The organism is Stenotrophomonas bentonitica, assembly GCF_013185915.1.
GTDB lineage: Bacteria > Pseudomonadota > Gammaproteobacteria > Xanthomonadales > Xanthomonadaceae > Stenotrophomonas > Stenotrophomonas bentonitica.
Genome location: NZ_JAAZUH010000001.1, coordinates 2,075,617 through 2,101,745 on the forward strand (window position 1 = coordinate 2,075,617; position 26,129 = coordinate 2,101,745).

Annotated in this window: 21 protein-coding genes; 12 read left to right on the top strand and 9 right to left on the bottom strand. The window is 67.5% G+C overall.

Annotated elements, in window-relative coordinates:
• Positions 1 to 42: 42 nt before the first annotated feature.
• From HGB51_RS09120 to HGB51_RS09130, 3 genes are all read right to left on the bottom strand, one after another.
• Complete coding sequence (locus tag HGB51_RS09120) at positions 43 to 603, bottom strand: hypothetical protein (RefSeq protein WP_246233417.1); 561 nt, start codon at positions 601 to 603, stop codon at positions 43 to 45.
• 132 nt (positions 604 to 735) lie between these two features.
• Positions 736 to 1,233 carry a hypothetical protein gene (locus HGB51_RS09125; RefSeq protein WP_070208524.1) on the bottom strand — a complete coding sequence of 166 codons (498 nt, stop codon included), beginning with the start codon at positions 1,231 to 1,233 and terminating at the stop codon, positions 736 to 738.
• 43 nt (positions 1,234 to 1,276) lie between these two features.
• Complete coding sequence (locus HGB51_RS09130) at positions 1,277 to 1,573, bottom strand: LysM peptidoglycan-binding domain-containing protein (RefSeq protein WP_070208523.1); 297 nt, start codon at positions 1,571 to 1,573, stop codon at positions 1,277 to 1,279.
• A gap of 142 nt (positions 1,574 to 1,715) precedes the next feature.
• Between HGB51_RS09130 and queF the strand changes: the two genes are divergently transcribed.
• Positions 1,716 to 2,534 carry an NADPH-dependent 7-cyano-7-deazaguanine reductase QueF gene (gene queF / locus HGB51_RS09135; protein ID WP_070208522.1) on the top strand — a complete coding sequence of 273 codons (819 nt, stop codon included), beginning with the start codon at positions 1,716 to 1,718 and terminating at the stop codon, positions 2,532 to 2,534.
• Here queF and HGB51_RS09140 read toward each other — a convergent pair whose 3' ends face one another.
• Complete coding sequence (locus tag HGB51_RS09140; RefSeq protein WP_070208528.1) at positions 2,535 to 3,848, bottom strand: M20 family metallopeptidase; 1,314 nt, start codon at positions 3,846 to 3,848, stop codon at positions 2,535 to 2,537.
• Between the two features lie 237 nt (positions 3,849 to 4,085).
• Between HGB51_RS09140 and HGB51_RS09145 the strand changes: the two genes are divergently transcribed.
• The 9 genes from HGB51_RS09145 to HGB51_RS09185 all read left to right on the top strand — a co-directional run bounded on the left by HGB51_RS09145 (position 4,086) and on the right by HGB51_RS09185 (position 19,727).
• A complete protein-coding gene (locus HGB51_RS09145; RefSeq protein WP_070208521.1) occupies positions 4,086 to 5,330 on the top strand; it encodes an efflux RND transporter periplasmic adaptor subunit in 1,245 nt (414 codons plus the stop codon).
• A gap of 86 nt (positions 5,331 to 5,416) precedes the next feature.
• Positions 5,417 to 8,647 carry an efflux RND transporter permease subunit gene (locus tag HGB51_RS09150; RefSeq protein WP_070208520.1) on the top strand — a complete coding sequence of 1,077 codons (3,231 nt, stop codon included), beginning with the start codon at positions 5,417 to 5,419 and terminating at the stop codon, positions 8,645 to 8,647.
• Positions 8,644 to 11,766 carry an efflux RND transporter permease subunit gene (locus tag HGB51_RS09155; RefSeq protein ID WP_070208519.1) on the top strand — a complete coding sequence of 1,041 codons (3,123 nt, stop codon included), beginning with the start codon at positions 8,644 to 8,646 and terminating at the stop codon, positions 11,764 to 11,766. The genes HGB51_RS09150 and HGB51_RS09155 overlap by 4 nt, the downstream gene beginning before the upstream one ends.
• A gap of 182 nt (positions 11,767 to 11,948) precedes the next feature.
• Positions 11,949 to 14,006, top strand: a complete 2,058-nt coding sequence (locus HGB51_RS09160; protein WP_070208527.1) for a TonB-dependent siderophore receptor — start codon at positions 11,949 to 11,951, stop codon at positions 14,004 to 14,006.
• Between the two features lie 311 nt (positions 14,007 to 14,317).
• Entirely contained in the window at positions 14,318 to 16,501 is a 2,184-nt protein-coding gene (yccS, locus tag HGB51_RS09165; protein ID WP_070208518.1) for a YccS family putative transporter, read from the top strand.
• 34 nt (positions 16,502 to 16,535) lie between these two features.
• A complete protein-coding gene (locus HGB51_RS09170) occupies positions 16,536 to 18,425 on the top strand; it encodes an MFS transporter (protein ID WP_070208517.1) in 1,890 nt (629 codons plus the stop codon).
• 196 nt (positions 18,426 to 18,621) lie between these two features.
• A complete protein-coding gene (locus tag HGB51_RS09175; protein WP_425505365.1) occupies positions 18,622 to 18,912 on the top strand; it encodes a CD225/dispanin family protein in 291 nt (96 codons plus the stop codon).
• Positions 18,913 to 18,955: 43 nt separating this feature from the next.
• On the top strand, positions 18,956 to 19,234 hold the full coding sequence (locus tag HGB51_RS09180; protein WP_070208515.1) for a CD225/dispanin family protein: 279 nt from the start codon (positions 18,956 to 18,958) through the stop codon (positions 19,232 to 19,234).
• Positions 19,235 to 19,304: 70 nt separating this feature from the next.
• Entirely contained in the window at positions 19,305 to 19,727 is a 423-nt protein-coding gene (locus HGB51_RS09185; RefSeq protein ID WP_425505366.1) for a DUF2752 domain-containing protein, read from the top strand.
• Positions 19,728 to 19,782: 55 nt separating this feature from the next.
• On the opposite strand, the gene ampE is transcribed toward HGB51_RS09185, so the two are convergent.
• From ampE to HGB51_RS09210, 5 genes are all read right to left on the bottom strand, one after another.
• Positions 19,783 to 20,676 carry a regulatory signaling modulator protein AmpE gene (gene ampE, locus HGB51_RS09190; RefSeq protein WP_070208513.1) on the bottom strand — a complete coding sequence of 298 codons (894 nt, stop codon included), beginning with the start codon at positions 20,674 to 20,676 and terminating at the stop codon, positions 19,783 to 19,785.
• A 115-nt stretch (positions 20,677 to 20,791) separates the two neighbouring features.
• Positions 20,792 to 21,697 (bottom strand): NAD(+) diphosphatase, encoded by a 906-nt coding sequence (nudC, locus tag HGB51_RS09195; protein ID WP_070208512.1) that lies wholly within the window; start codon positions 21,695 to 21,697, stop codon positions 20,792 to 20,794.
• Positions 21,698 to 21,733: 36 nt separating this feature from the next.
• Positions 21,734 to 22,123 (bottom strand): iron-sulfur cluster insertion protein ErpA, encoded by a 390-nt coding sequence (erpA, locus tag HGB51_RS09200; protein WP_070208511.1) that lies wholly within the window; start codon positions 22,121 to 22,123, stop codon positions 21,734 to 21,736.
• A gap of 46 nt (positions 22,124 to 22,169) precedes the next feature.
• Positions 22,170 to 22,634 (bottom strand): bactofilin family protein, encoded by a 465-nt coding sequence (locus tag HGB51_RS09205; RefSeq protein ID WP_070208510.1) that lies wholly within the window; start codon positions 22,632 to 22,634, stop codon positions 22,170 to 22,172.
• Between the two features lie 5 nt (positions 22,635 to 22,639).
• Complete coding sequence (locus tag HGB51_RS09210) at positions 22,640 to 23,395, bottom strand: DUF6776 family protein (RefSeq protein ID WP_070208509.1); 756 nt, start codon at positions 23,393 to 23,395, stop codon at positions 22,640 to 22,642.
• 184 nt (positions 23,396 to 23,579) lie between these two features.
• Here HGB51_RS09210 and HGB51_RS09215 point away from each other — a divergent pair, with 184 nt between their 5' ends.
• Both HGB51_RS09215 and HGB51_RS09220 read left to right on the top strand, forming a co-directional pair.
• Positions 23,580 to 24,197, top strand: a complete 618-nt coding sequence (locus HGB51_RS09215) for a DUF4126 domain-containing protein (RefSeq protein WP_070208508.1) — start codon at positions 23,580 to 23,582, stop codon at positions 24,195 to 24,197.
• A gap of 24 nt (positions 24,198 to 24,221) precedes the next feature.
• Positions 24,222 to 26,099, top strand: coding sequence for an EAL domain-containing protein (locus tag HGB51_RS09220; RefSeq protein WP_171966797.1), 1,878 nt, complete (start codon positions 24,222 to 24,224; stop codon positions 26,097 to 26,099).
• The last annotated feature ends 30 nt before the right edge of the window (positions 26,100 to 26,129 follow it).

Consider the following 26,129-nt stretch of genomic DNA (forward strand, 5'->3'; position numbering starts at 1 on the left):
CCGGGGAGCAAAGCCGCGCCATACGCCGTGGTATGCGCCCCACTACTTGCCTTCGGCGGAGCCGACACCCTTCTTTCCAATTACCCACTCAGCAAGTTGCTCGCCCCAAGGCGACTTTCGCGGGCAAACCAGCGTCTGGCTGTCCTGACTTCGCCTGAAACTACATCCACGAAACCCGCCAAGCACCGCTGCCAACTGCAAGCGTTCGTCCGCATCGGCGACGGCTGCGACAAGGTGCAATGCGGGAGTGTCCCTTTTGTCCTGACGTACAAATACTTCGTAACGAACCCTTTCGCCCTCCTCGCTTCTGGATCCAGTCACCGTGTACCCGCCTTGACGCAAATTGATCTCCGGCACACTTCCCTTGGCGGGGCGCTGCGGCGCGTTCCCTTCATACACAGTGAGTACCTCCCGCCCTCCGCTGTCGATCCGGTGCAGCCCGAAGTCCGCCGGGACCTCGTATGTGAGCGACATTCCACTTGGAACACGCAGACAAGCGCCGTACATGAAGTGATCGCAACTGTAGTTCCACAGTGCACCGCTCTGGGCGAAAGAGGCTGGTGGACACATCAAGAGGACCAGTAGTAGCAAGCGAGCGAACATTGCGACCTGCCTCTCCTGGCGCTGGCGTTGGGTTCGAAGTTTCTCCCTGTACGCCGGAACCTTACAATAAAAAAGACGCAGCCTCGCGGCTGCGTCCATCGTGAGCCCGTGCCGGGAGAGAGTCGGCGGGACTTACTTGACCTCGAACTCCTGCGGCGTTCCAGCCGCCTTGCCATCTACCATGACTTCCGCGCGGTACTTGCCCGTCGGCCAGCCATTGGCATTCGTGAAGCTGATGTTGGTGGTCTCGGCACCGGTGGTGTTCAGTGCCTGGCTCTGTTCGCCTGCCACCTGGCCGTCCTGGTAGGTCAACTTGGCGCCGACATTGGCGTTGTTGGCGGTACCGTCGGTGCGGATCGAGACGATGATGATGTCCTTCGGCCCGAACAGCGCGGTCGGTGCAACCGACTTGTCGGCGGCGGCGGTCTTGCCGACGCTTACAGCGGAGACGTTCACCGGAGCAGCAGCGGTCATCGGCTGCGGCGCGGCCGGTTCGGCCGGTGCAGTCGCAACCGGAGCGGCCGGCTGCGCGTTGTTGTCGGCGGTGTCTTCCTTCTTCTTGCAGCCGGCTAGCGCAACGGTGGCCAGCAGGGCGGCAAGAGCGGCGGTACTGATGGACGTCTTCTTCATGGAATTCCTCCCTGGGAATGAGTGGCGTGCAGTTCGAGTGGGATCAGGATTTCGCCGGGATCTTCAGGACCTGGCCGGGCTGGATCTTGTCCGGGTCGTCCAGAAGGTCCCTGTTCGCCTCGAAAATACGGTTCCAGGCGTTGGCATCGCCCAGCTCGTTCTTGGCGATCTTCGACAGCGAGTCGCCCTTCTGTACGGTGTAGGTACTGCCCCCCACCTTTTCGGCCGTGGTATCGACCGAAGCGGTCACGCCGGAGAAATCGGCCTTTTCCACTTTTTGTGCCGTGGTATCGACGCTGGCTTTGACACCGGAGAAATCGGCTTTCTTGTCGGTACTCATCCACGCGCTCCTTTCTGGATATGACAACCTGGATCGCACGGTGTCACAGGCCTTGTTAATGGGGCATGGCGCGGACGTGAAGGATTCGGGTGCTTTTCTGAACAGGGCCCGGGGCGGCGGCCGGCCACGCTAAAATGGCCCCATGAATACCCCCCAGGACTCCAGCCTCGGTCGCGAGGTTGCTTACCCCTCCCAGTACGATCCCGCCCTGCTCTTCCCGATCCCCCGCCGCGCCGCGCGCGAAGAGATCGGGGTGGAGGAGGCCAACCTGCCGTTCGTCGGCCACGACCGCTGGCAGGCCTATGAGCTGAGCTGGCTGGACCGGCGCGGCAAGCCGCGGGTGGCAGTGGCCACGGTCAGCGTGCCGTGCACCTCGCCGAACCTGATCGAATCCAAGTCGTTCAAGCTTTACTTGAACTCACTCAACAGCACCCGCTTCGATGACGACGAGCAGGCCCGCCAGCGCATTGCCGGCGACCTGTCGGCCTGTGCCGGGGCGGTGGTGAACGTGGTGTTCGGGGTGCCGCCGCTGGTGGACGGCGCCGAGGGCGAGTCGCTGGACGATCTGGACGTGGCGATCGAACGGTATGGCCCGCCCGCGCCGGAGTACCTGTCGGCCAATGCCGGCCAGGTGGTGACCGAGACCCTGAGCTCGGCCCTGCTCAAGTCCAACTGCCCGGTCACCGGGCAGCCGGACTGGGCCAGCGTGAGCGTGCGCTACCGCGGTCCGCGCATCGACCGCGAAGGCCTGCTGCGCTACCTGGTGAGCTACCGCGAACACGCCGAATTCCACGAGCAGTGCGTGGAACGGATCTTCAACGAGATCACCCAGCGCTGCCAGCCGGAATGGCTGGAAGTGGAAGCGCGTTACACCCGCCGCGGCGGGCTGGACATCAACCCGTGGCGGGCCAGCGCCGGCATTGAAGCGCCGGCGCGGACCGTGCGGGAAATCCGTCAGTAATCAGGTCGCGGGCGCGTTGAGGAAGTCCAACGACACCTGCAACAGCGCCCGCAACCCGACATCCAGCGCCTTCTCGTCCAGCAGGAACTTCGGCGAATGGTTGGCCGGGGCGGTGGCCGGGTCGATGCCTTCGCTGGTGGCGCCGACGAAGAAGAACATGCCCGGCACCTGCTGGGCGTACAGCGAGAAGTCTTCGGCGCCCATCTGCAGCGGCGGTTCGTAGACGTTGGCTTCGCCGACCACGGCCTGCAGGCTGGGCAGCATGCGCGCGGTCAGTGCCGGGTCGTTGACCGTGGCCGGGTTGCCTTCGGCCTCGTAGATCTCGGTCTGCGCCTTGGCACCATGCGCGGCGGCGGTGTGCTCGGCCACGTTGCGCAGGTCCGCGAAGATCTGCTGGCGCATGCCCTCGTCGAAGGTACGGATGGTGCCCACCATCTCCACTTCATCGGGAATGATGTTGTAGCGGATGCCCCCCTTGATCGCGCCGAAGGACACCACGGCCGGCTGCTTGGAAATGTTGGAACGACGGCTGACGATGGTCTGCGCGGTGCCGACCAGGTCGGCGGTGGCCACGATCGGGTCGACCCCGTTCCACGGTGCCGAACCATGGGTCTGGCGGCCGATCACCTTGATCCCGAAGCGGTCCGAAGCAGCCATCAGCGGGCCGCTCCGGACCGCGATCTGCCCGGCCTGGACGCTGGAGAACACATGCAGGCCGAACACCGCATCCGGCTTGAAGTCGGCGAAAAGGCCTTCCTTGAGCATCAGCGAGGCGCCGCCTTCTTCCGGTGCCGGCGCGCCTTCCTCGGAGGGCTGGAAGATCAGCATCACTTCGCCGGGCAGGTTCGCCTTCATCTTGACCAGTGCGTCGGCCACGCCGAGCAGGGTGGCGGTGTGCGCGTCGTGGCCGCAGGCGTGCATCACCCCGACCGGCTCGCCGCGGTAGGTGCTGGTGGCCTTGGAGGCGAACGGCAGCCCGGTCTGTTCTGTCACCGGCAGCGCGTCCATGTCGGCCCGCAGGGCGATGCGCGGGCCGGGCTTGCCGCCCTTGATGATCGCGACCACGCCGTGGTGGGCGATTCCGGTCTTCGGCTTCAGGCCCATCGCACGCAGCTGCTCGGCGACCTTGGCGGCGGTGCGCTCTTCGCGGTTGGACAGTTCCGGGTGCTGGTGGAAGTCACGGCGCCATTCCACCACCTGGGCCTGCAGGCGGGCGGCGGCGGCGGTGACTTCCGGGCGCTCGGCCGGGGCGGCGGCGGCCAGCGCGGGCGAGGCGAGCAGCAGGGCGGACAGCAACAGCGACAGACGGGGCATGCAGGTCTCCACGAAGGCAATCAAGGTGATGAACCTGAATGTAGGGCATCCGGATGGGTTCGGAAAGCCGACTGGGGTCGGCTTCTACCCCCAAGATCCCCGCATCTGGGGAACCTCGGGGGGCTGCGCGGGTCTGACCGCCCGTCCCATCCGTCATGCATTCAGGGTCACGCCGGGCGGGTATCCTGCGTACCTGCCAACCGGGCCCCGCCCCTCGCCTGCCTCAGGAGTTTTTGAATGTCGCGTTTCTGGAAGATCGTGCTGCTGGTGATCGCAGTGCTGGTGGTCGGGCTGGTCGGCATGCGCATGCTCGGCGGCGGCAAGGCGAAAGACGCCAAGGGCGGCCCGCAGGCCGAGGCCGGTAAGGACGGCGAGCGCGACAACGGCCCGGTGCCGGTGACCGTGATCGACGCCGCCCGCCAGGACGTGCCGGTGTATGCCAGCGCGCTGGGCACGGTAAGCGCGATGAACACCGTGACCGTCAGCCCGCAGGTCGGCGGCCAGCTGCTCAGCATCAACTTCAAGGAAGGCCAGGAAGTGAAGCAGGGCGACCTGCTGGCGCAGATCGACCCGCGCACCCTGCAGGCCAGCTATGACGAAGCCGCCGCTGCCAAGAAGCAGAACCAGGCGCAGCTGGCCACGGCCCGCTCCAACTTCCAGCGCTCCAATTCGCCCGAGTACCGCCAGTACGTTGCCAAGACCGACCTGGACACCCAGCGCAACCAGGTGGCCCAGTACGAAAGCGCGGTCGCCGCCAATGAAGCGAGCATGCGCGCGGCCCAGGTGCAGCTGCAGTACACCCGCGTCACCGCGCCGATCTCCGGCATCGCCGGCATCCGTGCGGTCGACGCCGGCAACGTGGTCAGCGCCGGTACCGCGATTGTCACGCTGACCCAGGTCCACCCGATCCACGTGGTGTTCAACCTGCCCGAGCGCCAGCTGCCGGAAGTGCGCCAGGCGCAGCAGGCCGGCCCAGTGACCATCGCCGCGCTCGATCGCAACGACGCCCACGTGCTCACCGACGGCGGCACCCTGGACGTGGTGGACAACCAGATCAGCAGCGACAGCGGCACCTTCCGTGCCCGCGCCCTGTTCGACAACAAGGACAACAGCCTGTGGCCGGGCCAGTTCGTCAACGTGCGCATGCAGCTGCGCACGATTGCCGGTGGCGTGGTCATTCCCACCCAGGCGGTGATGCGCGGCCCGGACGGCGAGTACGTCTACATCGTCAAGCCGGACAACACCGTGGCCATGCAGACCGTGAAGAGCGGCGTGGAAGTGGGCGACAGCCACGTGCAGGTCACCGAAGGCCTGAAGGGCGGCGAGCGCGTGGTCAGCGAAGGCCAGTTCCGGCTCAAGCCGGGCAGCAAGGTCACCGCGCTGAAGCCGGGCGAAACCCCGGCCGCCCCGACCGAGGCCGAACTCAAGGCCGCCGCGCAGAAGCAAGGCGGCGGTGGTCGCCGTGGCGGCGGCCCGCGCTGACCGCGCGCCCCGTGTCCGCGACGCCGGCCGGCTGGCCGGCGTTCGTGTCCTGCATCGCCGTTTGACGTAACAGCAAGGATCCGCCCGTGGGCTTTTCGACGATCTTCATCCGCCGCCCCATCGCCACCTCGCTGCTGATGGCGGGCCTGCTGCTGCTCGGCATCCTGGGGTATCGCCAGTTGCCGGTGTCGGCGCTGCCGGAGATCGACGCGCCCAGCCTGGTGGTCACCACCCAGTATCCCGGTGCCAACGCCACCACCATGGCCTCGCTGGTGACCACGCCGCTGGAGCGCCAGTTCGGGCAGATCTCCGGGCTGGAGCTGATGACCTCCGATTCCTCGGCGGGGTTGTCCACGATCATCCTGCAGTTCTCGATGGACCGCGACATCGACATCGCCGCGCAGGACGTGCAGGCGGCAATCCGCCAGGCCACCCTGCCCTCGTCGCTGCCCTACCAGCCGGTCTACAACCGGGTGAACCCGGCCGACGCGGCGATCATCACCCTCAAGCTCACCTCCGACACGCGCCCGCTGCGCGACGTGAACAACTACGCCGACTCGATCCTGGCCCAGCGCCTCTCGCAGGTGCAGGGCGTGGGCCTGGTCTCGATTGCCGGCAACGTGCGCCCGGCCGTGCGCATCCAGGTCAACCCGGCGCAGCTCTCGAACATGGGCCTGACCCTGGAAGACCTGCGCAGCGCGCTGACCCAGGCCAACGTCAACGCGCCCAAGGGCTCGCTCAACGGCAAGACGCAGTCCTACAGCATCGGCACCAACGACCAGCTGACCAGCGCCGCCGAGTACCGCGAGACCATCATCAGCTACAAGAACGGCGCACCGGTGCGGCTGTCGGACGTGGCCCAGGTGATCGACGGGGTCGAGAACGACCAGCTCGCCGCCTGGGCCGATGGCAAGCCGGCGGTGCTGCTGGAGATCCGCCGCCAGCCGGGTGCCAACATCGTGCAGACCGTGGAGCGCATCCGTGCGCTGATGCCGCAGCTGCAGAACGTGCTGCCGGCCGACGTGCACCTGGAGGTGTTCTCCGACCGCACTGAAACCATCCGCGCCTCGGTGCATGAAGTGCAGTTCACCCTGATCCTCACCATCGGCCTGGTGGTGGCGGTGATCTTCGTGTTCCTGCGCCGGCTGTGGGCGACCATCATTCCCTCGGTGGCGGTGCCGTTGTCGCTGGCCGGTACGTTCGGGGTGATGGCATTCGCCGGCATGTCGCTGGACAACCTCTCGCTGATGGCGCTGGTGGTGGCCACCGGCTTCGTGGTCGACGATGCGATCGTGATGATCGAGAACATCGTGCGCTACATCGAGCAGGGCAAGAGTGGCCCGGAAGCGGCCGAGATCGGCGCACGCCAGATCGGCTTCACCGTGCTGTCGCTGACGGTCTCGCTGGTGGCGGTGTTCCTGCCGCTGCTGCTGATGCCGGGCGTGACCGGGCGCTTGTTCCACGAGTTTGCGTGGGTGCTGAGCATCGCGGTGGTGCTGTCGATGCTGATCTCGCTGACCCTCACCCCGATGATGTGCGCCTACCTGCTCAAGCCCGACGCGCTGCCCGAAGGCGAAGACGCGCACGAGCGGGCCAACGCGGCCGGCAAGCAGACCGTGTGGAGCCGCACCGTGGGGCTGTACGAGCAGAGCCTGGACTGGGTGCTGGAACACCAGCGCCTGACCCTGGCGGTGGCGGCCGGCGCGCTGGTGCTGACCGTGGTGCTGTACATCGTGATCCCCAAGGGACTGCTGCCCGAGCAGGACACCGGGCTGATCACCGGCGTGGTCCAGGCCGACCAGAACATCGCCTTCCCGCAGATGGAACAGCGCACCCAGGCAGTGGCCGAAGCGCTGCGCAAGGACCCAGCCGTGACCGGCGTGGCCGCCTTCATCGGCGCCGGCAGCATGAATCCCACCCTCAACCAGGGCCAGCTGTCGATCGTGCTCAAGGAACGCAGCGACCGCGACGGCCTGGACGACATCCTGCCGCGCCTGCAGCAGGCGGTGGCCGGCATTCCGGGCGTGGCGCTGTACCTCAAGCCGGTGCAGGACGTGACCCTGGATACCCGCGTGGCTGCCACCGAGTACCAGTACTCGCTGTCGGACGTGGACAGCGCGCAGGTCGCGCTGCAGGCCACGCGCCTGACCGAGGCGCTGCGCCAGCGCCCGGAACTGGCCGACGTGGACAACAACCTGTCCAACCAGGGACGCGCCCTTGAGCTGACCATCGACCGCGACAAGGCCAGCGTGCTGGGCGTGCCGATGCAGACCATCGACGACACCCTGTACGACGCGTTCGGCCAGCGCCAGATCTCGACCATCTTCACCGAGCTCAACCAGTACCGCGTGGTGCTGGAAGTGGCGCCCGAGTTCCGCACCAGCACCGCGCTGATGAACCAGCTCGCCGTCGCCTCCAACGGCGCCGGCGCGCTGACCGGCAGCAACGCCACCAACTTCGGCCAGGTCACCTCGTCCAACTCGTCCACCGCCACCGGCATCGGCGCGCAGAACACCGGCATTCCGGTCGGTGCGGGCAACATCATCCCGCTGGCGGCGCTGGCCGAAGGCAAGGTCACCAGCACGCCGCTGGTGGTCAGTCACCAGCAGCAGCTGCCGGCGGTGACGGTGTCGTTCAACATCGCGCCGGGCTACTCGCTGTCCGACGCGGTCAAGGCGATCGAAGAGACCAAGGCCAGCCTGGACATGCCGTCGCAGGTGCATGCGCAGTTCATCGGCAAGGCCGCCGAATTCACCGGCAGCCAGACCGACGTGGTGTGGCTGCTGCTGGCGTCGCTGGTGGTGATCTACATCGTGCTCGGCGTGCTGTACGAAAGCTACATCCACCCGATCACGATCATCTCCACCCTGCCGCCGGCCGGCGTAGGTGCACTGCTGGCGCTGATGGTGTGCGGGCTGAGCCTGTCGGTGGACGGCATCGTCGGCATCGTGCTGCTGATCGGCATCGTCAAGAAGAACGGCATCATGATGGTGGACTTCGCCATCGAGGCACGCCGTGCCGGCGCCAACGCGCACGAAGCGATCCGCCGCGCCTGCCTGCTGCGCTTCCGCCCGATCATGATGACCACCGCCGCGGCCATGCTCGGCGCGCTGCCGCTGGCGCTGGGAACCGGCATCGGCTCGGAACTGCGTCGCCCGCTCGGCATCGCCATCGTCGGCGGCCTGCTGATTTCGCAGCTGGTCACGCTGTACACCACGCCGGTGATCTACCTGTACATGGAGCGCTACTCCGAGTGGCTGCGCCAGCGCCGTGAGCAGCGCGCGCTGCGCAACGGCACCGCGCAGGACCACGCGTGAACATCTCCGGCCCGTTCATCCGCCGCCCGATCGGCACCGCGCTGCTGGCCATCGGCTTGTTCGTGGTCGGCCTGATGTGCTACCTGAAGCTGGGCGTGTCGGCGCTGCCGAACATCCAGATCCCGGTGATCTTCGTGCACGCCAGCCAGTCCGGCGCGGACGCCACCACCATGGCCTCCACGGTCACCGCACCGCTGGAACGCCACCTGGGCCAGCTGCCCGGCGTGGATCAGATGCGCTCGTCCAGTTCGGAAGGCAGCTCGCTGGTGTTCATGGTGTTCCAGAGCGGGGTCGACATCGACTCGGCGGCGCTGGACGTGCAGACCGCGATCAATTCGGCGCAGGCCGACCTGCCCTCCGGGCTGGGCTCGCCGATGTTCCAGAAGGCCAACCCGAACGACGACCCGGTGATCGCGATCGCGCTGACCTCGCAGACCCAGTCGGCCGACGAGCTCTACAACGTGGCCGACTCGCTGCTGGCCCAGCGCATCCGCCAGATCAGCGGCGTGTCGTCGGTGGATATCGCCGGCGCCTCCACCCCGGCGGTGCGGGTAGACGTGAACCTGCGCCTGCTCAACGCGCTGAACCTCACCCCGGACGACCTGCGCAACGCGGTGCGCGCGGCCAACGTGACCTCGCCCACCGGCTTCCTCAGCGACGGCAACACCACCACCGCGATCATCGCCAACGACTCGGTGGCGCGCGCGGCCGACTTCGCCAACCTGGTGATCAAGACCCAGGACGATGGACGGGTGATCCGCCTGAAGGACGTGGCCAACGTCTACGACGGCCAGCAGGACGCCTACCAGGCGGCCTGGTTCGACCACAAACCGGCGGTGGTGATGTATGTGTTCACCCGCGCCGGCGCGAACATCGTGGAGACGGTGGATCGGGTCAAAGCGCAGATTCCGATGCTGCGCGACTACCTGCAGCCGGGCACCACGCTCACCCCGTACTTCGACCGCACCCCGACCATCCGCTCCTCGCTGCATGAAGTGCAGATCACCCTGCTGATCAGCCTGGCGATGGTGATCCTGACCATGGCGCTGTTCCTGCGCCGGTTGGCGCCGACCTTGATCGCGGCGATCACCGTGCCGCTGTCGCTGGCCGGTGCGGCGCTGGTGATGTACGTGTTCGGTTTCACCCTGAACAACCTGAGCCTGCTGGCGCTGGTGATCGCGATCGGCTTCGTGGTCGACGATGCGATCGTGGTGATCGAAAACATCATGCGCCACCTCGACGAAGGCATGCCGCGCATGCAGGCGGCGTTGACCGGCGCGCGCGAGATCGGCTTCACCATCGTCTCGATCACCGCCTCGCTGGTGGCGGTGTTCATTCCGCTGCTGTTCGCCAGCGGCATGGTGGGTGCGTTCTTCCGCGAGTTCACCGTGACCCTGGTGGCGGCGATCGTGGTTTCGATGATCGTCTCGCTGACCCTGACCCCGGCACTGTGCAGCCGCTTCCTCAGCGCGCATGCGGAACCTGAGAAGCCGTCGCGGATCGGCCGTTTCCTCGACGCCACCCACGACCGCATGCTGCGGGTCTACACGGTGTGCCTGGACTTCTCGCTGCGCCACGCGCTGCTGCTGTCGCTGACCCCGATCCTGCTGATCGTGGCCACGGTGATGCTGGCCGGTGCAGTCAAGAAGGGCTCGTTCCCGCCGCAGGACACCGGCCTGATCTGGGGCCGCGCCAACTCCAGCGCCACGGTCTCGTTCGAGGACATGGTCAACCGCCAGCGCCGCATCACCGACATGCTGATGGCCGACCCCGCGGTGAAGACCGTGGGCGTGCGCCTGGGCAGTGGCCGCCAAGGCTCCAGCGCGCAGTTCAACATCGAGCTGAAGACCCGCAAGGAGGGTCGGCGCGAGACCACCGCACAGGCGCTGACACGGTTGAGCGCCAAGGCCGACCGTTACCCGGACCTGGAACTGCGCCTGCGCGCGATCCAGGACCTGCCCAGCGACGGCGGCGGTGGCAACAGCCAGGGCGCGCAGTACCGCGTGTCGCTGCAGGGCAACGACCTGGCCCAGCTGCAGGAGTGGCTGCCCAAGGTGCAGGCCGCGCTCAAGAAGAACCCGATGCTGCGCGACGTCGGCACAGACGTGGACACCGCCGGCCTGCGCCAGAACATCGAGATCGATCGCGCCAAGGCGGCGCGTCTTGGCGTGTCGGTCGGCGCCATCGACGGCGCGCTGTACGGCGCGTTCGGCCAGCGCCAGATTTCCACCATCTACTCGGACATCAACCAGTACAGCGTGGTGGTCAACGCGCTGCCCGAGCAGACCGCCACCCCGCGTGCGCTCGATGAGATCCACGTGCGCGCAGGCAATGGCGAGATGATTCCGATCACCGCCGTGGCCCGGCAGGTGCCGGGGCTGGCGCCGCCGCAGATCACCCACCAGAACCAGTACACCACCATGGACCTGAGCTACAACCTGGCGCCAGGGGTGAGCTCGGGCGAGGGCGACGCGATCATCAAGGCCACCGTGGATGGCCTGCGCCTGCCCGGCGACATCCGCATCAGCGATGGTGGCGGCTTCAACGTGCAGCTCAATCCCAACTCGATGCTGATCCTGGTGCTGGCCGCCATCATCACCGTCTACCTGGTGCTGGGCATGCTGTACGAGAGCCTGGTGCATCCGGTCACCATCCTGTCCACCCTGCCGGCGGCGGGCGTGGGTGCCTTGCTGGCGCTGTTCGTGACCAATACCGAGCTCTCGGTGATCTCGATGATCGCGCTGGTGCTGCTGATCGGCATCGTCAAGAAGAACGCGATCATGATGATCGACTTCGCGGTAGTGGCCCAGCGCGAGCACGGCAAGAGCCCGCTGGAAGCGGTGCGCGAAGCCAGCATCGTGCGCTTCCGCCCGATCATGATGACCACCATGGTGGCGATCCTGGCGGCGGTCCCGCTGGCGATCGGCCTGGGCGAGGGCAGCGAACTGCGCCGCCCGCTCGGCATCGCGATGATCGGCGGCCTGCTGTTCTCGCAGAGCCTGACCCTGCTCAGCACCCCGGCGCTGTACGTGATCTTCTCGTGCCTGCAGCAGCATTGGCGCGCCTGGCGGGCCCGGCGGCGCGAGAAGGTGGCCCTGCGCCGCGCAGCGCGCGCATGACCGTTATTTGACGGAAGACATCCAAAAGAGAACAATTCGCATCAGCCACGGTCCTGCCGCGCCTCGCGCACCGCGCTGAATCCGCCTTCCGCGGGCAGTGCCCCGACTCAGCCACGCCCTCTTCTTTCCGCCATCCACCGATCGCGGACGGTGTGCTGCTGTCCGCAGAGGACCCCCACTACATGCGTGCTTCCGTTCTTCCGCGCCGCGCCCTGCGCCCGGCCCTGCTTGCGCTTTCACTGTCGCTGGCCTGCACCGTCCACGCCCAGTCCCGCTCGGCCACCGAGCTGGACGCGGTCAAGGTCACCGCCGAACGCACCCACACCGATACCGGCGCACTGGGCGACCGCCCGGTACGCGACACCCCGTTCGCGATCTCGGTGATCGGCCGCGAAGACATCGAAAAGCGCCAGGTGGTCTCGCTGGGCGAAGCCTTCCTGACCGACCCCTCCGTGGTCACCCAGGTCAGCGCCTACGCCAGCGGCTGGAGCTCGCCGATCCGCAACCGCGGCATCGACCTCAGCTACGACAGCTACCGCGTCAACGGCCTGCAGGTCTCCTCCTGGGGCACCGAATGGCCGCTGGAGGTGATGGAGCAGGTGGAGCTGCTGAAGGGTCCGGGCGGTTTCATGTACGGCTTCGGTCAACCCGGCGGCATCATCAACTACGTCACCAAGAAGCCCACCGACACCCCGACCTTCTCCGCCCAGCTCGGCTGGCGCGAACAGGGCATCGTCAGCGGCCAGGTCGATGCGGGCGGTCGCTTCGGCAACGAACAGATGTTCGGTTACCGCTTCAATGCCTACCAGGAGAAGGGCGAAACCTTCAACGGCGGCGATGTCGACCGCAAGGTCGGCGCACTGTCCCTGGACGCCCGCCTCAGCGACGCCGTGACCTGGACCTTCGACGGCGTGTTCCAGCAGCGCGACCTGGGCGAAGAGTCGCCGCAGTACTACTTCATCGGCCTGACCGAACTGCCTCGCCCGATCGCCGGCGACGTCAACAACGCCATCCCCGGCACCTTCTACGACACCCGCTCCAGCCTGCTCTCCACCGCCCTGCACTGGCAGATCAACACCGACTGGAAGGCCAGCCTGAGCTATGGCTACACCTCGTCGTGGAACGACGTGAACAAGATCTTCGCCTACATCGACGACGTCAACGGCGATTACGACATCAACGCCTACGAGCTCGGCGGCAAGAGCGAGTGGAAGCTCGCCCAGGCCATCGTGCAGGGCCGCTTCCAGACCGGCCCGCTCTCGCACCAGCTGGTGGCTGGCGTCTCGCACCAGACCGGCCTCGGCTGGGACCGTCCGTACGAATGGAACACCATCGGCCGCGGCAACCTGTACCAGCGCCCGACCGTGCGCCACGACGCGGTCGGCTCGCACGAACTGACCCGCGGCAGCGAAACCATCCAGCAGGCCGTGTTCCTCAGCGACACCGTCGACTTCGGCCACGGCTGGTCGCTGCTGGCTGGCGCCCGCTACAACGACTTCGAGAACAAGGGCAGCTACCACACCTACCCAGTCACCCCGACCTACGCGGTCATGTACAAGCCCGCCGACGAAGTCACCCTCTACACCAGCTACGTCGAGTCCCTCGAAGCCGGCAGCCGCGTCGGCAGCGACTACATCAACGCCGGCGACGTCCTCGACCCCACCATCAGCAAGCAGTTCGAGATCGGCGCCAAGATCGAATACCCGCGCTGGAACGCCAACGCCGCCGCCTTCCGGCTCGAGCGCGGCGCCAACATCGACCGCCTGACCAGCGCCGGCAAACTGCTCGTGCAGGACGGCATCACCCTGTACGAAGGCGTGGAAGTCAGCGGCAATGTCCTGCTCAGCGACGCCTTCAGCATCGGCGGCGGCGTCACCTGGCTCGACCCCACCTACGACAAGCTCTCGCCCGACAGCATCACCCAGCAGGGCAACCGTACCGCCGGTGCCGCACGCTGGAACGGCGTAGTGCACGCCGATTACAGCGTGCAGCAGGTGGAAGGCCTGAGCCTGTATGCGTTGGCGAGGTATTACGGCGATGTCTATTACGACGCCGAGAACACCTTGAAGCTGCCGGATTACACCCTGGTCAACGCAGGCGTGGGATACCGCATGCAAGCGAACGGGCATCCCGTCACATGGCGCGCAAGCGTGGAAAACCTGGCCAACAAGAAGTATTGGTCAAACGCAGGCATAGGCCTGCCGCGAACCTTTGCAGTAAGCGTGAGGTTTGATCTGTAGTTGATTGCCCATCCGCACACGACGCTGTGTGGGGGCGGCGGCCGGGTAGCCCCCGGAGGGACGCTAGAAAACATGGATGTTTTCTAGCAGCCCCCATGGGTGAAGGCGCACTGCTTGCGAGGCACTGCCTCGCGTGCGACTGAACGCCCAATCGCTGGCGATTGGGCCGGGGCCCGGAGGGCGGTTCACGGCGTGTCCCGGAGCCGGGCTGCCCGGCCGCCGCCCCAGCCAGTAGCAATGAAAACGCTGCTTTTCGCACGGAGCCAATAGCAAACACGCAATAATGAAGTGCCCCCGCACCACGAGTCCGCATGTCTGCCCGAGAATCCCGCCTGAGCCGCCTGTGGGCGCATGAGAAGGCCAGCTATGGCCTGCGGGTGTTCATCGCATTGTCCGCCGCCATGGGCGTGTGCTGGCACCTCGACCAGCTGCCCGCCCTGCCCGGCGTGTTCCTCGGCATCATCGCCAGCGCCATTGCCGAAACCGACGACAACTGGTGGGGCCGGACCAAGTCCGTCGCCCTCTCCCTGCTCTGCTTCATCGCAGCCGCCGCCGCCGTCGTCCACCTGTTCGCCTGGCCCTGGCTGTTCATTGCCGCCCTCGCCCTCGCCACCTTCAGCCTGACCCTGCTCGGCGCCCTCGGCGAACGCTACGCCTCCATCGCCCAGGCCACCGTCACCCTCGCCATCTACACCATGATCGGCCTCGAACAGCATGGAGCCGCCGACCGCGCCCAGGCCTTCAGCGCCGTCAGCCACCTGCTTGCCGGCGCCCTCTGGTACGGCCTGCTCTCCATCCTCTGGACCGCCCTGTTCGCCAACCGCCCCGTCCGCGAACGCCTCGCCCGCCTCTACATCGAACTCGGCCGCTACCTCCAGCTCAAGGCCGACCTGTTCGAACCCGTGCGCGACGCCGACGTCCAGAAGCGCCAGCTCGCCCTCGCCGAACAGAACCGCCGCGTCGTCGACGCCCTCAACACCGCCAAGACCGCCATCCTCGCCCGCTTCGGCCGCTCCGGCCGGCCCGGTGTCCAGTCCGGCCTGTACCTGCGCCTCTACTACATGGCCCAGGACTTCCACGAACGCGCCAGCTCCTCCCACTACCCCTACGGCGCCCTCACCGACGCCTTCTTCCACAGCGACGTCCTCTACCGCTGCCAGCGCCTGCTCGCCCTCCAGGGCGAAGCCTGCGCCAGCCTCGGCACCGCCATCCGCCTGCGCCGCCCCTTCGACTACGGCGAACGCACCCGCCAGGCCACCGCCGACCTCACCGACTCCCTCGCCTGGCTGCGCGCCCAGCACAACCCCCAGTGGCAGCGCCTGCTGTCCTCCCTCGACCTGCTCGGCCACAACCTGCAGAGCATCGAACGCCGCCTCTCCGAAGCCGCCCAGTCCGAATCCACCCTCGACAACGTCGACACCCGCCTGCGCGACACCAACCCGCATACCCTGCGCGAAATGGGCGTGCGCATCCGCCAGCAGCTCACCCCCGGCTCCGTCCTGTTCCGCCACGGCCTGCGCATGGCCATCGCCCTGATCGTCGGCTTCATCGCCATCCGCCTGTTCAACACCCAGAACGGCTCCTGGGTCCTGCTCACCATCGTCTTCGTCTGCCGCCCCAACTTCGGCGCCACCCGGCAACGTCTCGCCCAGCGCGTCGCCGGCACCCTGATCGGCCTCGTCCTCACCTGGGCCCTGCTGCAGCTGTTCCAGGACCTGCGCCTCGAACTGCTGATCGCCCTGCTCTCCGCCCTGCTGTTCTTCTTCACCCGCAGCGACCGCTACCTGGTCGCCTCGGCCGCCATCACCGTCATGGCCCTGACCTGCTTCAACCTGATCGGCGACGGCTTCCTGCTGATCTGGCCGCGCCTGGTCGACACCCTGCTCGGCTGCGCCATCGCCGCCGCCGCCGCGTTCCTGATCCTGCCCGACTGGCAGGGCCGCCGCCTCGACCTCGTCATGGCCCGTGTGCTGCAACGCTGCGCCGGCTACCTGCAGGCCGTGCTTGGCCAATACGGCAGCGGCATGCAGGACGACCTCGCCTACCGCGTTGCCCGCCGCGACATGCACAACGCCGACGTCGCCCTCTCCACCGCCCTGTCCAACATGCTGCGCGAGCCCGGCCACGTGCGCGGCAACCTCGACGCCGGCTTCCGCTTCCTGGCCCTGTCCAACACCCTGCTCGGCCACCTCTCCGCCCTGGGTGCCCACCGCGCGCAGCTCGACAGCTACGCCCAGGACCCCCTCGCGCGCTCCAGTGGCGAACGCGTGCAACAGGCGATGCAGGAGATCGCCGGCGCGCTGGAACGGCGCGAGGCGGTGAACGAAGACGCCAACGACGGCGACCGTGCCCTGGCGGGTCAACTTGAACAGATCACCGACGACATGCCGCCCAAGTTGCAGCTGATCCGCACCCAGATGGCGCTGATGCTGCGGTTGTTGCCCAAGCTGCGCGCGGCGGCGAATGAAGTGGGAGGCGGTGCGGCGACACCTTGAAATGGTAGGCTGCGGCGGTCTGCAAGGAGACTCCATGTCCGGCCACAGTCAGTTCGCCCTGCTCCGCCAGCGCCGCTTCCTGCCCTTCTTCATCGTCCAGTCGTTGGGTGCCTTCAACGACAACGTGTACCGCCAGGCCATCATCGGCCTGCTGTTCTACCTTGGCGTCAGCCAGGAAGAACAGTCGCTGTACACCACGCTGGCCCCGGCCATCTTCATCCTGCCCTACTTCCTGTTTTCCGCCCTCGCCGGCCAGATCGCCGAGAAGCTGGAGAAATCGCGCCTGATCGTGATCACCACCACCATGGAGATCGCGATCATGTCACTGGCCGCCGTCGGCTTCCTCACCCAGAACATGCCGATCCTGCTGGTGGCGCTGTTCTGCACCGGCCTGCAGTCCACCCTGTTCGGCCCGGTGAAGTACTCCGTGCTGCCCTCGGTACTCAAGCCGGAAGAACTCACCGGCGGCAACGGCCTGGTCGAGATGGGCACCTCCATGTCGATCCTCACCGGCATGATCAGCGGCGGCATCATCTTCACCCTGGCCGGCAGCTTCGGCCCGGTCGTGGCCGCCACCGCCGTGATCGGCCTGGCCATTGCCGGCAACATCACCGCACGCATGATCCCCAAGGTCGACGCCGGCGCGCCGGACCTGAAGATCAACTGGAACCCGATTCCCGAATCGCTCGCCGTGCTGCGCCTGGCCAAGAAGCAGAAGGCCGTGGCCAACGCCATCCTGGGCGTGTCCTGGTTCTGGTTCGTCGGCACCATGCTCACCTCGCAGCTGCCAACCTACGCGGTGGTCAACCTCGGCGGCGAACCCACCCTTTACATCTTCGCGCTGGCCTTGTTCTCCATCGGCACCGGCGTCGGCTCGCTGCTCTGCGAAAAGCTGTCCGGGCGCACCGTGGAAATCGGCCTGGTGCCGCTCGGCGCATTCGGCATGACCGCCTTCATGCTCGACCTGTACTTCGCGCGCGCCGGTACCGCCACCGCCGCTGGATTGGGCGTGGCTGCGTTCGTCTCTGCGCCGGGCAGCGTGCGCATCATCGTCGATCTGGTCGGCATCGGCCTGTTCACCGGCTTCTTCGTGGTGCCGCTGTTCGCGTTGATCCAGAGCCGCACCCCGAAGTCGGAGATGTCGCGCGTGTTCGCCGCGCTCAACATCCAGAACTCCGGTTTCATCGTCGCCGCCGCCATGATCGCGCTGGCCACCCAGAAGTTCCTGCACTGGACCATTCCGCAGCTGTTCCTGGCGTTGGCCATCGCCAATGCCGTGGTGGCGATCTACATCTTCACCATCGTTCCCGAATTCCTGATGCGCTTCCTCAGCTGGGTGATGGTGCGCTTCCTGTACCGGCTGCGCCCGCACGGCATCGAAGCGAACGTGCCCGACGAAGGGGCCGCGCTGATCGTGTGCAACCACGTCAGCTACATGGACGCGCTGATCCTGTCGGCGACCATCCCGCGCCCGGTGCGCTTCGTCATGTACTACAAGATCTTCAACATTCCGGTGATGCGCTGGATCTTCCGCACCGCCAAGGCGATTCCGATCGCCGGCGCGCGCGAGGACCCCGCGCTGATGCAGGCCGCGTTCGACGAAGTGGATCGCGCGCTGGCCGAAGGCGAACTGGTCTGCATCTTCCCCGAAGGCGCGCTCACCCGCGACGGCGAAATGGCCGCCTTCAAGTCGGGCGTGGAGAAGATCCTGGAACGCCGGCCGGTGCCGGTGGTGCCCATGGCATTGCGTGGCATGTGGGCCAGCATGTGGAGCCGGCGCGACAGCCGCCTGGGGCGGATGCGGGTGCCGCGCCGCCTGCGCGCGCACATCGAGGTGATCGCCGGGGCGCCGGTCGACGGCGCCACCGCGACGGCGGAAGGGCTGGAAGCACAGGTCCGCGCACTGCGCGGCGATCAAGGCTAAAACCGACAAAACACGCCGGATCGTGCAAGCAACGGGCCGCATGCGGCCCGTTTCCGTTCGTGCCCGCATGGGAAAAATCCCAAAACGTGGGCATGTAAACGCATACATCCGGCGGAACTTCGGTTAGATTACCGGCCATAGGGGAGTCTATTGGCGTTGGGAGACGTCAGGGACAACCAATGGAATGGAGCCGTACTTGAATCATCTGCCGCCACCGACCCCGTCGGGTGTAGTCGTTCCCAACAATCTTGTATGGGCGATCCTGACCACGCTGTTCTGCTGCCTGCCGTTGGGGGTAGTGTCGATCGTGTACGCCGCACAGGTCGATGGCCGCCGCGCGGCCGGCGACGTGGCCGGTGCGTATGCCGCATCGCGCAAGGCCGCGGGCTGGGCATGGGCGTCTGCGTTGGCGTTACCGGTCCTGCTGCTGTTGTGGTTTGGTCTGTTCGGCGGCATCGCCGCGCTGGGCGCTCTTTCCGAACTCTGAAACACCTTTCGTTCAACCCACCCTTGAAAATGGAGCTTCCTCGATGAACGCCACTGCCCCGCAAGTCCCCAACAACCTGGTCTGGGCGATCCTGACCACCCTGTTCTGCTGCCTGCCGGCCGGCATTGTCTCGATCGTGTTCGCCGCGCAGGTCAACGGCAAGCTGGCCGCCGGTGACATTGCCGGTGCGCAGGAGTCGTCGGACAAGGCCAAGAAGTGGGCCATGTGGTCGGCCATCATCGGCGTTGTCGGCATCGTCCTGTACATCGTCCTGGTGATGGTGATGGGCATTGGCGGCGCGATGAGCGGCGGCAACTACTGATCGCACCCTGGACGGCCCGGTCCGGCGCCCCTGCGGGGTGTTCGGCTCGGGCCGTTCTGCCGTCATGACGATGCCTTCCCGTTCCGTTCTGTCGCGCTGGGCGCCGCTGGCGGTCAGCGCCGGCCTTGCCGCCGGCGCGGCCGTGGTGCTGCGCCATGTCAGCCCGTATGCCGCGAACAGTCCGCTGCCGGGCTGCCCGTTGTATGCGTTGACCGGGATCTACTGCCCTGGCTGCGGCAGCACGCGCTGCCTGTATTCGCTGGTGCACCTGGACTTGGCCGGTGCGATGGCGATGAATCCGCTGCTGGTGATTTCGCTGCCGTTCCTGTTGTTGATGCTGCTCAACAACGCGGGCGTGCGCGTGCGTGCGCTGGACCCGTTGATGCGGGTGTTGGCCAATCCCATGGTGTGGTTGGTGGTGTTGGTGGGGTATGCGGTTTTGCGGAACCTGCCTTGGTATCCGTTCACCGTATTGGCGCCTGGCGCAGGATAGACCCCTTGGGTCGGCCAACGGCCGACGCTACCGGCGAACGGTGCATCAACCTTGTTTACGTCACCCAGCCTGCGATCACCAGCAGGGCGAGGGCGGCCATCCACAGCAGCAGCATGCGCCAGACCAGGCTCATGGCGTCGCGCAGTTCGGGAAGGCGGCGCCATACCGGCGCCATGCCGGCATCGCTGTAATCGTGCGCGTCTTCGCGCAGTTCGGCGCTGACACTGGCGCGCGCAACCGCGCCCAGGAAGTCGGTCGACGCCACCCAACGGTTGCCGTGCGCGTCGCGCCACGCCTTGAAGGCCGTGTCGAAGTTGCCGACCAGCGCCATCGACAGCGACATCAGCTGCGCCACCGGCCACTCCAGCCATGACAGCACCTGGCGTGCGCCCACCACGGTTTCCACGTCGGCCAGTGAGCGCATCGGCCCCACCGCCAGCAGGGCCAGCAGGCGGTACGCCAGCGCCCCGACCGGGCCCAGCAGCAGGAACCAGAACAGCACCGCGAACCAGCGCCGCAGCGCGTTGAGCAGGGTCGCCTCGACCAGCGACGGCACGTCCTCGTGCAGGCTGCCGCCGGCCGACTGCAGCTGGGCGATGGCGGCGTGCCGGGTGGGCGCGTCGTCGGCGTCCATCACCGCTTCCACGTCGCGGTCCAGGTCGCGCGGGCCCCAGCAGATCACCAGCGTGGCAATGCCCAGCAGCAACGACGGCAGGCCGAACAGGCGGTCGTGGAACAGCCACTGCAACAAGGCCAGGCCCACCACGAACGGCAGCAGCGCCAGCAGCCATCCGTGCCGGCCGCGCCAGACGCCGGCCTCGGGGGCATGCGCGTCCAGCCACTGCAGCCAGCGCCGGTAGAGGCCGAACCGGCGCAGCGCCACTGCCGCGGCAGGCGCGACGTGGCCCAGGGCCAGGGCGACCAGGACTGCGACCAGGGTGGTGAACATGACTGCCTCCGTTCGGTTTCTGGCCGCTACTATGCCGTGCGCCCCGGCCATTCCCCGGGGCCACAGGTAATGTACGCCGCCCCGTGTTCAGGCAGCGGCAACGCTTCGCCCCGGGTCACCCGACCTGGCGGCGGTACCAGTGTTCGATCAGGCTGCGCGAAATCGAGATCGGCGGCGACAGGCGGATCCCCTGCCCGTCGTCCTCGATGTCCCGGGCCAGCGCAGCGCCCACTTCCTCGGCGGTGAACCAGCGCGCGTCTTCGAGCTCGCCATTCACGGTCGGGATGTCGTTTTCGGCAGTTGCACTGAAGCCCAGCATCAACGCGCCCGGGAACGGCCAGGGCTGGGTGCCCAGGTACTGGCAGTGCCGCACCCGCACCTTGCTCTCCTCGAACACCTCGCGGACCACGGTCTGCTCCAGCGATTCGCCCGGCTCGACGAACCCGGCCAGCACCGAATAGCGGCGCGGCGCCCAGTTGGCCTGGCGGCCGAGCAGCAGCCGTCCGTCGTTCTCCACCGCCACGATCACCGCCGGGTCGACCCGCGGGTAGTGTTCGGTGTTGCACTTGGCGCAGCGGCCGATGAAGCCGCCCCGGGTGAAGGCCACGGCGCCGCCGCACACGCCGCAGAAGCGCGTGCGCGATTGCCAGTAGGACATGCCGCGTGCGTAGCAGAAAGCGCTGGCGTCGGCGGCCGACCAGGTGGTGGCCGACTCGCGCAGGTCCACCCGCTGCGGCGCGGTGGCATCCACCGCGGCCGATTCCACCGAGAACCACGCCTGCTGGCCGCGCAGACCCAGGAAGATCGCCGTGCCGGGGCCGCCGCCAACCTCGGCACCGGTCAGCGCCAGCGGCTGGCCGTCGTCGCCGGCCAGCGCGCGGCCATCGGTGTCGATGACCAGCACGCGCGCCTCCGGCCACAACTGCAACAACGCGTCGGCGTCGTCGCGCATCGTGTCGGCGCGTTCAAGGGGATCGGTGGTGAATGCAAAACCGGCCAGCGGCAGGGAGATGTTGGACATCCGCAAAGCCTGCCGCGATTCAACCGGAACAGCAAGTCACATGCTGAAACTGCTGCCGCAACCGCAGGTGGTCTTTGCGTTTGGATTGCGGATCACGAACTGTGCGCCGGTCAGGCTTTCGGTGTAGTCCACCTCAGCGCCCATCAGGTATTGCAGGCTGAGCGGATCGACCAGCAGGGTCACGCCGTTGGTGTCCACGGCCAGGTCGTCGTCGGCGCGGTTCTCGTCGAACTCGAAGCCATACTGGAAACCGGAGCAGCCACCGCCCTGGATGTAGACGCGCAGGGCGAGCGAATCGCTGGCTTCGTCCTGGATCAGTTCCTTGACCTTGGCCGCGGCGGCCTCGGTGAAGTTCAGCGGACGGTCCAGCGACTGGTAGTTCGGCGCGGCGGCAGGGGCGCCGGGCAGGGAAACAAGCGTGCTCATGCACCCAGCATGGGGGTGCATGGGCACGCTTTCAAGCGCCCGGCATTCAGGCCATGGCGTCGGCGAGCTTCCGGCGGGCGTTGCCGTCCTTGCCATCCTTGATCACAGCGGGCTCTTCGGCCGGCGGCGGCAACGCCATCTGCGCGGCCCCGTGGATCAGGCGGCCGGTCAGCTGCGCGCCGGCATTCATTTCCACCACCTGGTAGTGGATGTTGCCGGTCACGCGGGCGCTGGGGGTCAGTTCGACCCGCTCGCTGGCGTGCACGTCGCCATCCAGGCGGCCGCTGAGCACCACCACGTGGGCGCGGATCTCACCTTCGATGCTGCCCTGTTCGGCCAGGGTAAGGGTGGCGTTGGTGGCGCCGTCCTGGGCGATCACCTTGCCCAGGATGGTGCCTTCCACGTACAGGCCACCGCTGAATTCCACGTCCCCGCGGATCACCACCTGCGCGCCGATCAGCGCGTCCACGACCAGATGCCCGTCGCGGTTGGACTTGTTGCTGCCAAACATTGGGTTTACTCCCCTTTTTCTGCCGTTGCTGGTGCAGCCGGTGCGCCGGCCTGCTTCCAGTCGAATACCTGGGTGGCGCCCCCCGCGCCGGTTCCCAGCGTGACCCGCACGCGTTGCGGGGTGAAGTCTTTTGGCAACATGACGCTGCCGGTGAGCTGCTGGAAGTACCGGAAGGAGTAATCCTGGCCCGGCACCTTGGTACGCTGGTGCAGCTCGTCCCAGCTGACCGAGGTCAACTTGCCGTCCTTGACGCCTTCCACCGTGAAGCGCATCTGGCCCTGGCTGATCGCGCCACGGTTCAGGTTCTGGGTCAGCACCACGGCGTACTGCCAGGTGCCGCCCGCTTCGGGCGAAAACTCGATGGAATGGGTGTTCAGGCCCTTGCGCTGGCTGGTGGCACCGACCAGCCGTTCGTAGAAGGCCACGTCGGCGCGCAGGCCGGCGATTTCCTCGTCGCGCTCGCCCAGCGAGGTCTGCACCTCGTTGTTGGCGGCGCGGCTGATCCGGTCCGAAGCCTGCAGGGTGGCCTGGCGCTGCTGCAGGTCGGTGACCTGCTTCTGCAGCGTTTCGGCACGTGCCTGCGCAGCGTCGAGCTGGCGGCCGACGTCGCCGCCGGGGCTGCCCATCCAGCGGCCGAGCAGCACGGCCAGGACCAGGCTGGCCAGCCAGATGCCGCCGAGGATCAGCAGGCGGCGGCGATCGGGCCCCACCGGACTGCCCGGGCGCCGGATCTGGATACGCGAAGGTGTCGGATTGTTCATGGCGTTTACGGCGGTAGCGCCGCGTGGGCGATACCGACACGACCCCTGTCGGAAAGAGCGACTCCCTAGTGTAAGTCAGGGTTGGCACATATTTCGCCCTACCCCCCGCCCCGGGCAGTAGCGTTCAGGGACGTCATCCCCGATAGTGTGGGCCTGTGCACACTTTGACGCCGGAGCGCCTGCCATGACCGAGGCCCACCTGTTCGTGATCGGCATCCTGCTGGCGTGGCTGGCCGGCATCCGCGTGTACCTGACCGTGTTCGGCGTTGGCCTGGCCGGCCTGGTCGGCTGGGTCGAGCTGCCGCCGGCCCTGCAGGCCACCGAGTCGTGGTGGGTGCTGGGCACCTCGGCGGCGCTGGCCGCGACCGAGTTCGTGGCCGACAAGATTCCCGGGGTGGACTCGGCCTGGGACCTGGTCCAGACCCTGGCCCGGGTGCCGGCCGGCGCCTTCCTGGCCGCCGCCACGCTGTCGCCCGATGGCGAGCTAAGCGCCACCTCTCTGGCTGCCGGGGCCGGTGTGGCACTGGCCAGCCATGGGCTGAAGTCCGGCACCCGCGCCCTGCTCAACACCTCGCCCGAGCCGGCCAGCAACTGGGTGGCCTCGGCCGCGGAAGACACCGTGGTGGTGGGCGGGCTGGCGCTGGCGCTGGCCCATCCGTGGCTGGCGCTGGTCGTGGTGGTCGCCTGCAGCCTGATCGGCGCGCTGGTGGTCTGGCTGGTCTGGCGCACCCTGTGGAAGGGCATGCGCTGGCTGCTACGGCAACCGGCCAGCCGCGTTCCCGCCACCCGCGATACCGCATAATTGCGCCGCAGACAGGGAGTACTGATGGCCGTCCAAGACAACGCTGTTGCATCCACCCGCGCCACCCGCGCCGAGACCCCGCCCGCCGACCACTGGCAGCGCTGGGCCAGTGCGGAGGCCGTCGCTGCGGCGCGTCCGCCCAGCAACGTGGTCCCGCTCAATGCCGGCACGGCCGCGCCCGCGGCCCCGACGCCGCCGGTCCTGCCGCCGGCGCAGTGGCAGGACGACGGCGCGCAGCTGCCGCTGGGCAGCGAGGCCCCCTACCGCGTGCTGATCGTCGAAGACGACCGTTCGCAGGCGCTGTTCGCACAGAGCGTGCTGCATGGCGCCGGGATGGAGGCGATCGTGCACAGCGAAGCCGAAGGCGTGCAGCAGGTGATCACCGAGCAGCGCCCCGACCTGATCCTGATGGACCTGCACCTGCCGGGCCTGGACGGCATGCGCCTGACCGCGCTGATCCGCCAGCAGCCGGGCCAGCAGCTGCTGCCGATCGTGTTCCTCAGCGGCGACCCCGACCCGGAACGCCAGTTCGAAGTGCTCGACAGCGGCGCCGACGATTTCCTGAGCAAACCGATCCGTCCGCGCCACCTGATCGCGGCGGTCTCCAACCGGATCCGCCGCGCCCGTGCGCAGGCCGCGATGCAGCCCGGCGCCCAGGGCGCCCCTGCGATGAACAATCCCGAGACCGGCCTGCCGACCCGCCACCACGTGATGCAGCAGCTGACCGGTGCGCTGGCGCACGGCGAGCACGGCGGCCTGTTCTTCATCGAGGTGGCCAGCGCATTGGGCCTGCGCGAACGCTACGGCTATGCCGCGTTCGAACGCCTGATGGTGCAGGCCGCGCAGCGGCTGGCCGACAACGCGCACCCGCACCTGTTGGCGCGCTTGAACGACAACAGCTTCCTGGTGCTGGCGCGGGGACTGGACGAGGACACCCTGGACGCCATGGCGCACCAGTTGCGCGACGAGCTGTCCGCCCGCGCGTTCGTGATCCGCGACGAAGAGTCGGTGCACCTGCGCGGCGTGGTCGGGTATACACAATTGTCCGGCGGCTTCAGCGACGCTGGCACCGCGCTGGAAGCGGTGGAGCGCACCACCCTGCAGGCGCGCCTGCTGCCGTCCGGCGTGGCCGCGCACGTGCGGCGGGAAGACGTGGCCGCGCAGGAACACCTGGCCATGCTCGAAGGCCAGCTCGAACCGGCCTACCAGCCGATCGTCGCGGTGGCCGGTGGCAACACCGCCCAGTACCAGGTGCTGCTGCGCCTGCGCCAGGCCGATGGCAGCGTGCTCAACGCCGGCCAGGTGATTCCGGCCGCGGAAGCCGCCGGGCGCATTGCCGACCTTGACCAGCAGGTGCTGGACCATGCACTGGGCCTGCTCGACCTGTACCAGCACGCAACCCAGCCGCTGAGCCTGTTCGTGTCGCAGTCGCTGCGCACCCTGGCCCGCGACGCCTTCGCCGACTGGCTGCTGGAAACCCTGCAGCAGCGCAACCTCCCCGGCAGCGCGCTGGTCATCGACGTGCGCCTGCCCGACGCGCTGATCCACACCGTGACTCTGCAGCAGTTCTGCACGCGGATGAGCGCGGCCGGGGTGCGCTTCTGCCTGAGCCAGTTCGAGCCGGGTGGCGAAGCCAATGCACTGTTGAACCAGCTGCCGCTGGCGTTCGTGCGCATGGCCGCGCGCTTCTCCAGCAGCCATGCCAACCAGCAGACCCGCGATGAACTGCGCGCGGCCATCGACGCCGCGCATCGCGCCGGCGCGATGATCATCGGCCAGCAGATCGAAGATCCCCAGGCCGCCGCGGCCATGTGGATGGGCGGGGTCGATTTCATCCAGGGCAACATGGTGCAGTCGGCCGGAAGCGAACTGAACTTCGACTTCCACAACGCGGTGCTCTGACCATGACGACCCAAGGACGGGTTCCCTTCG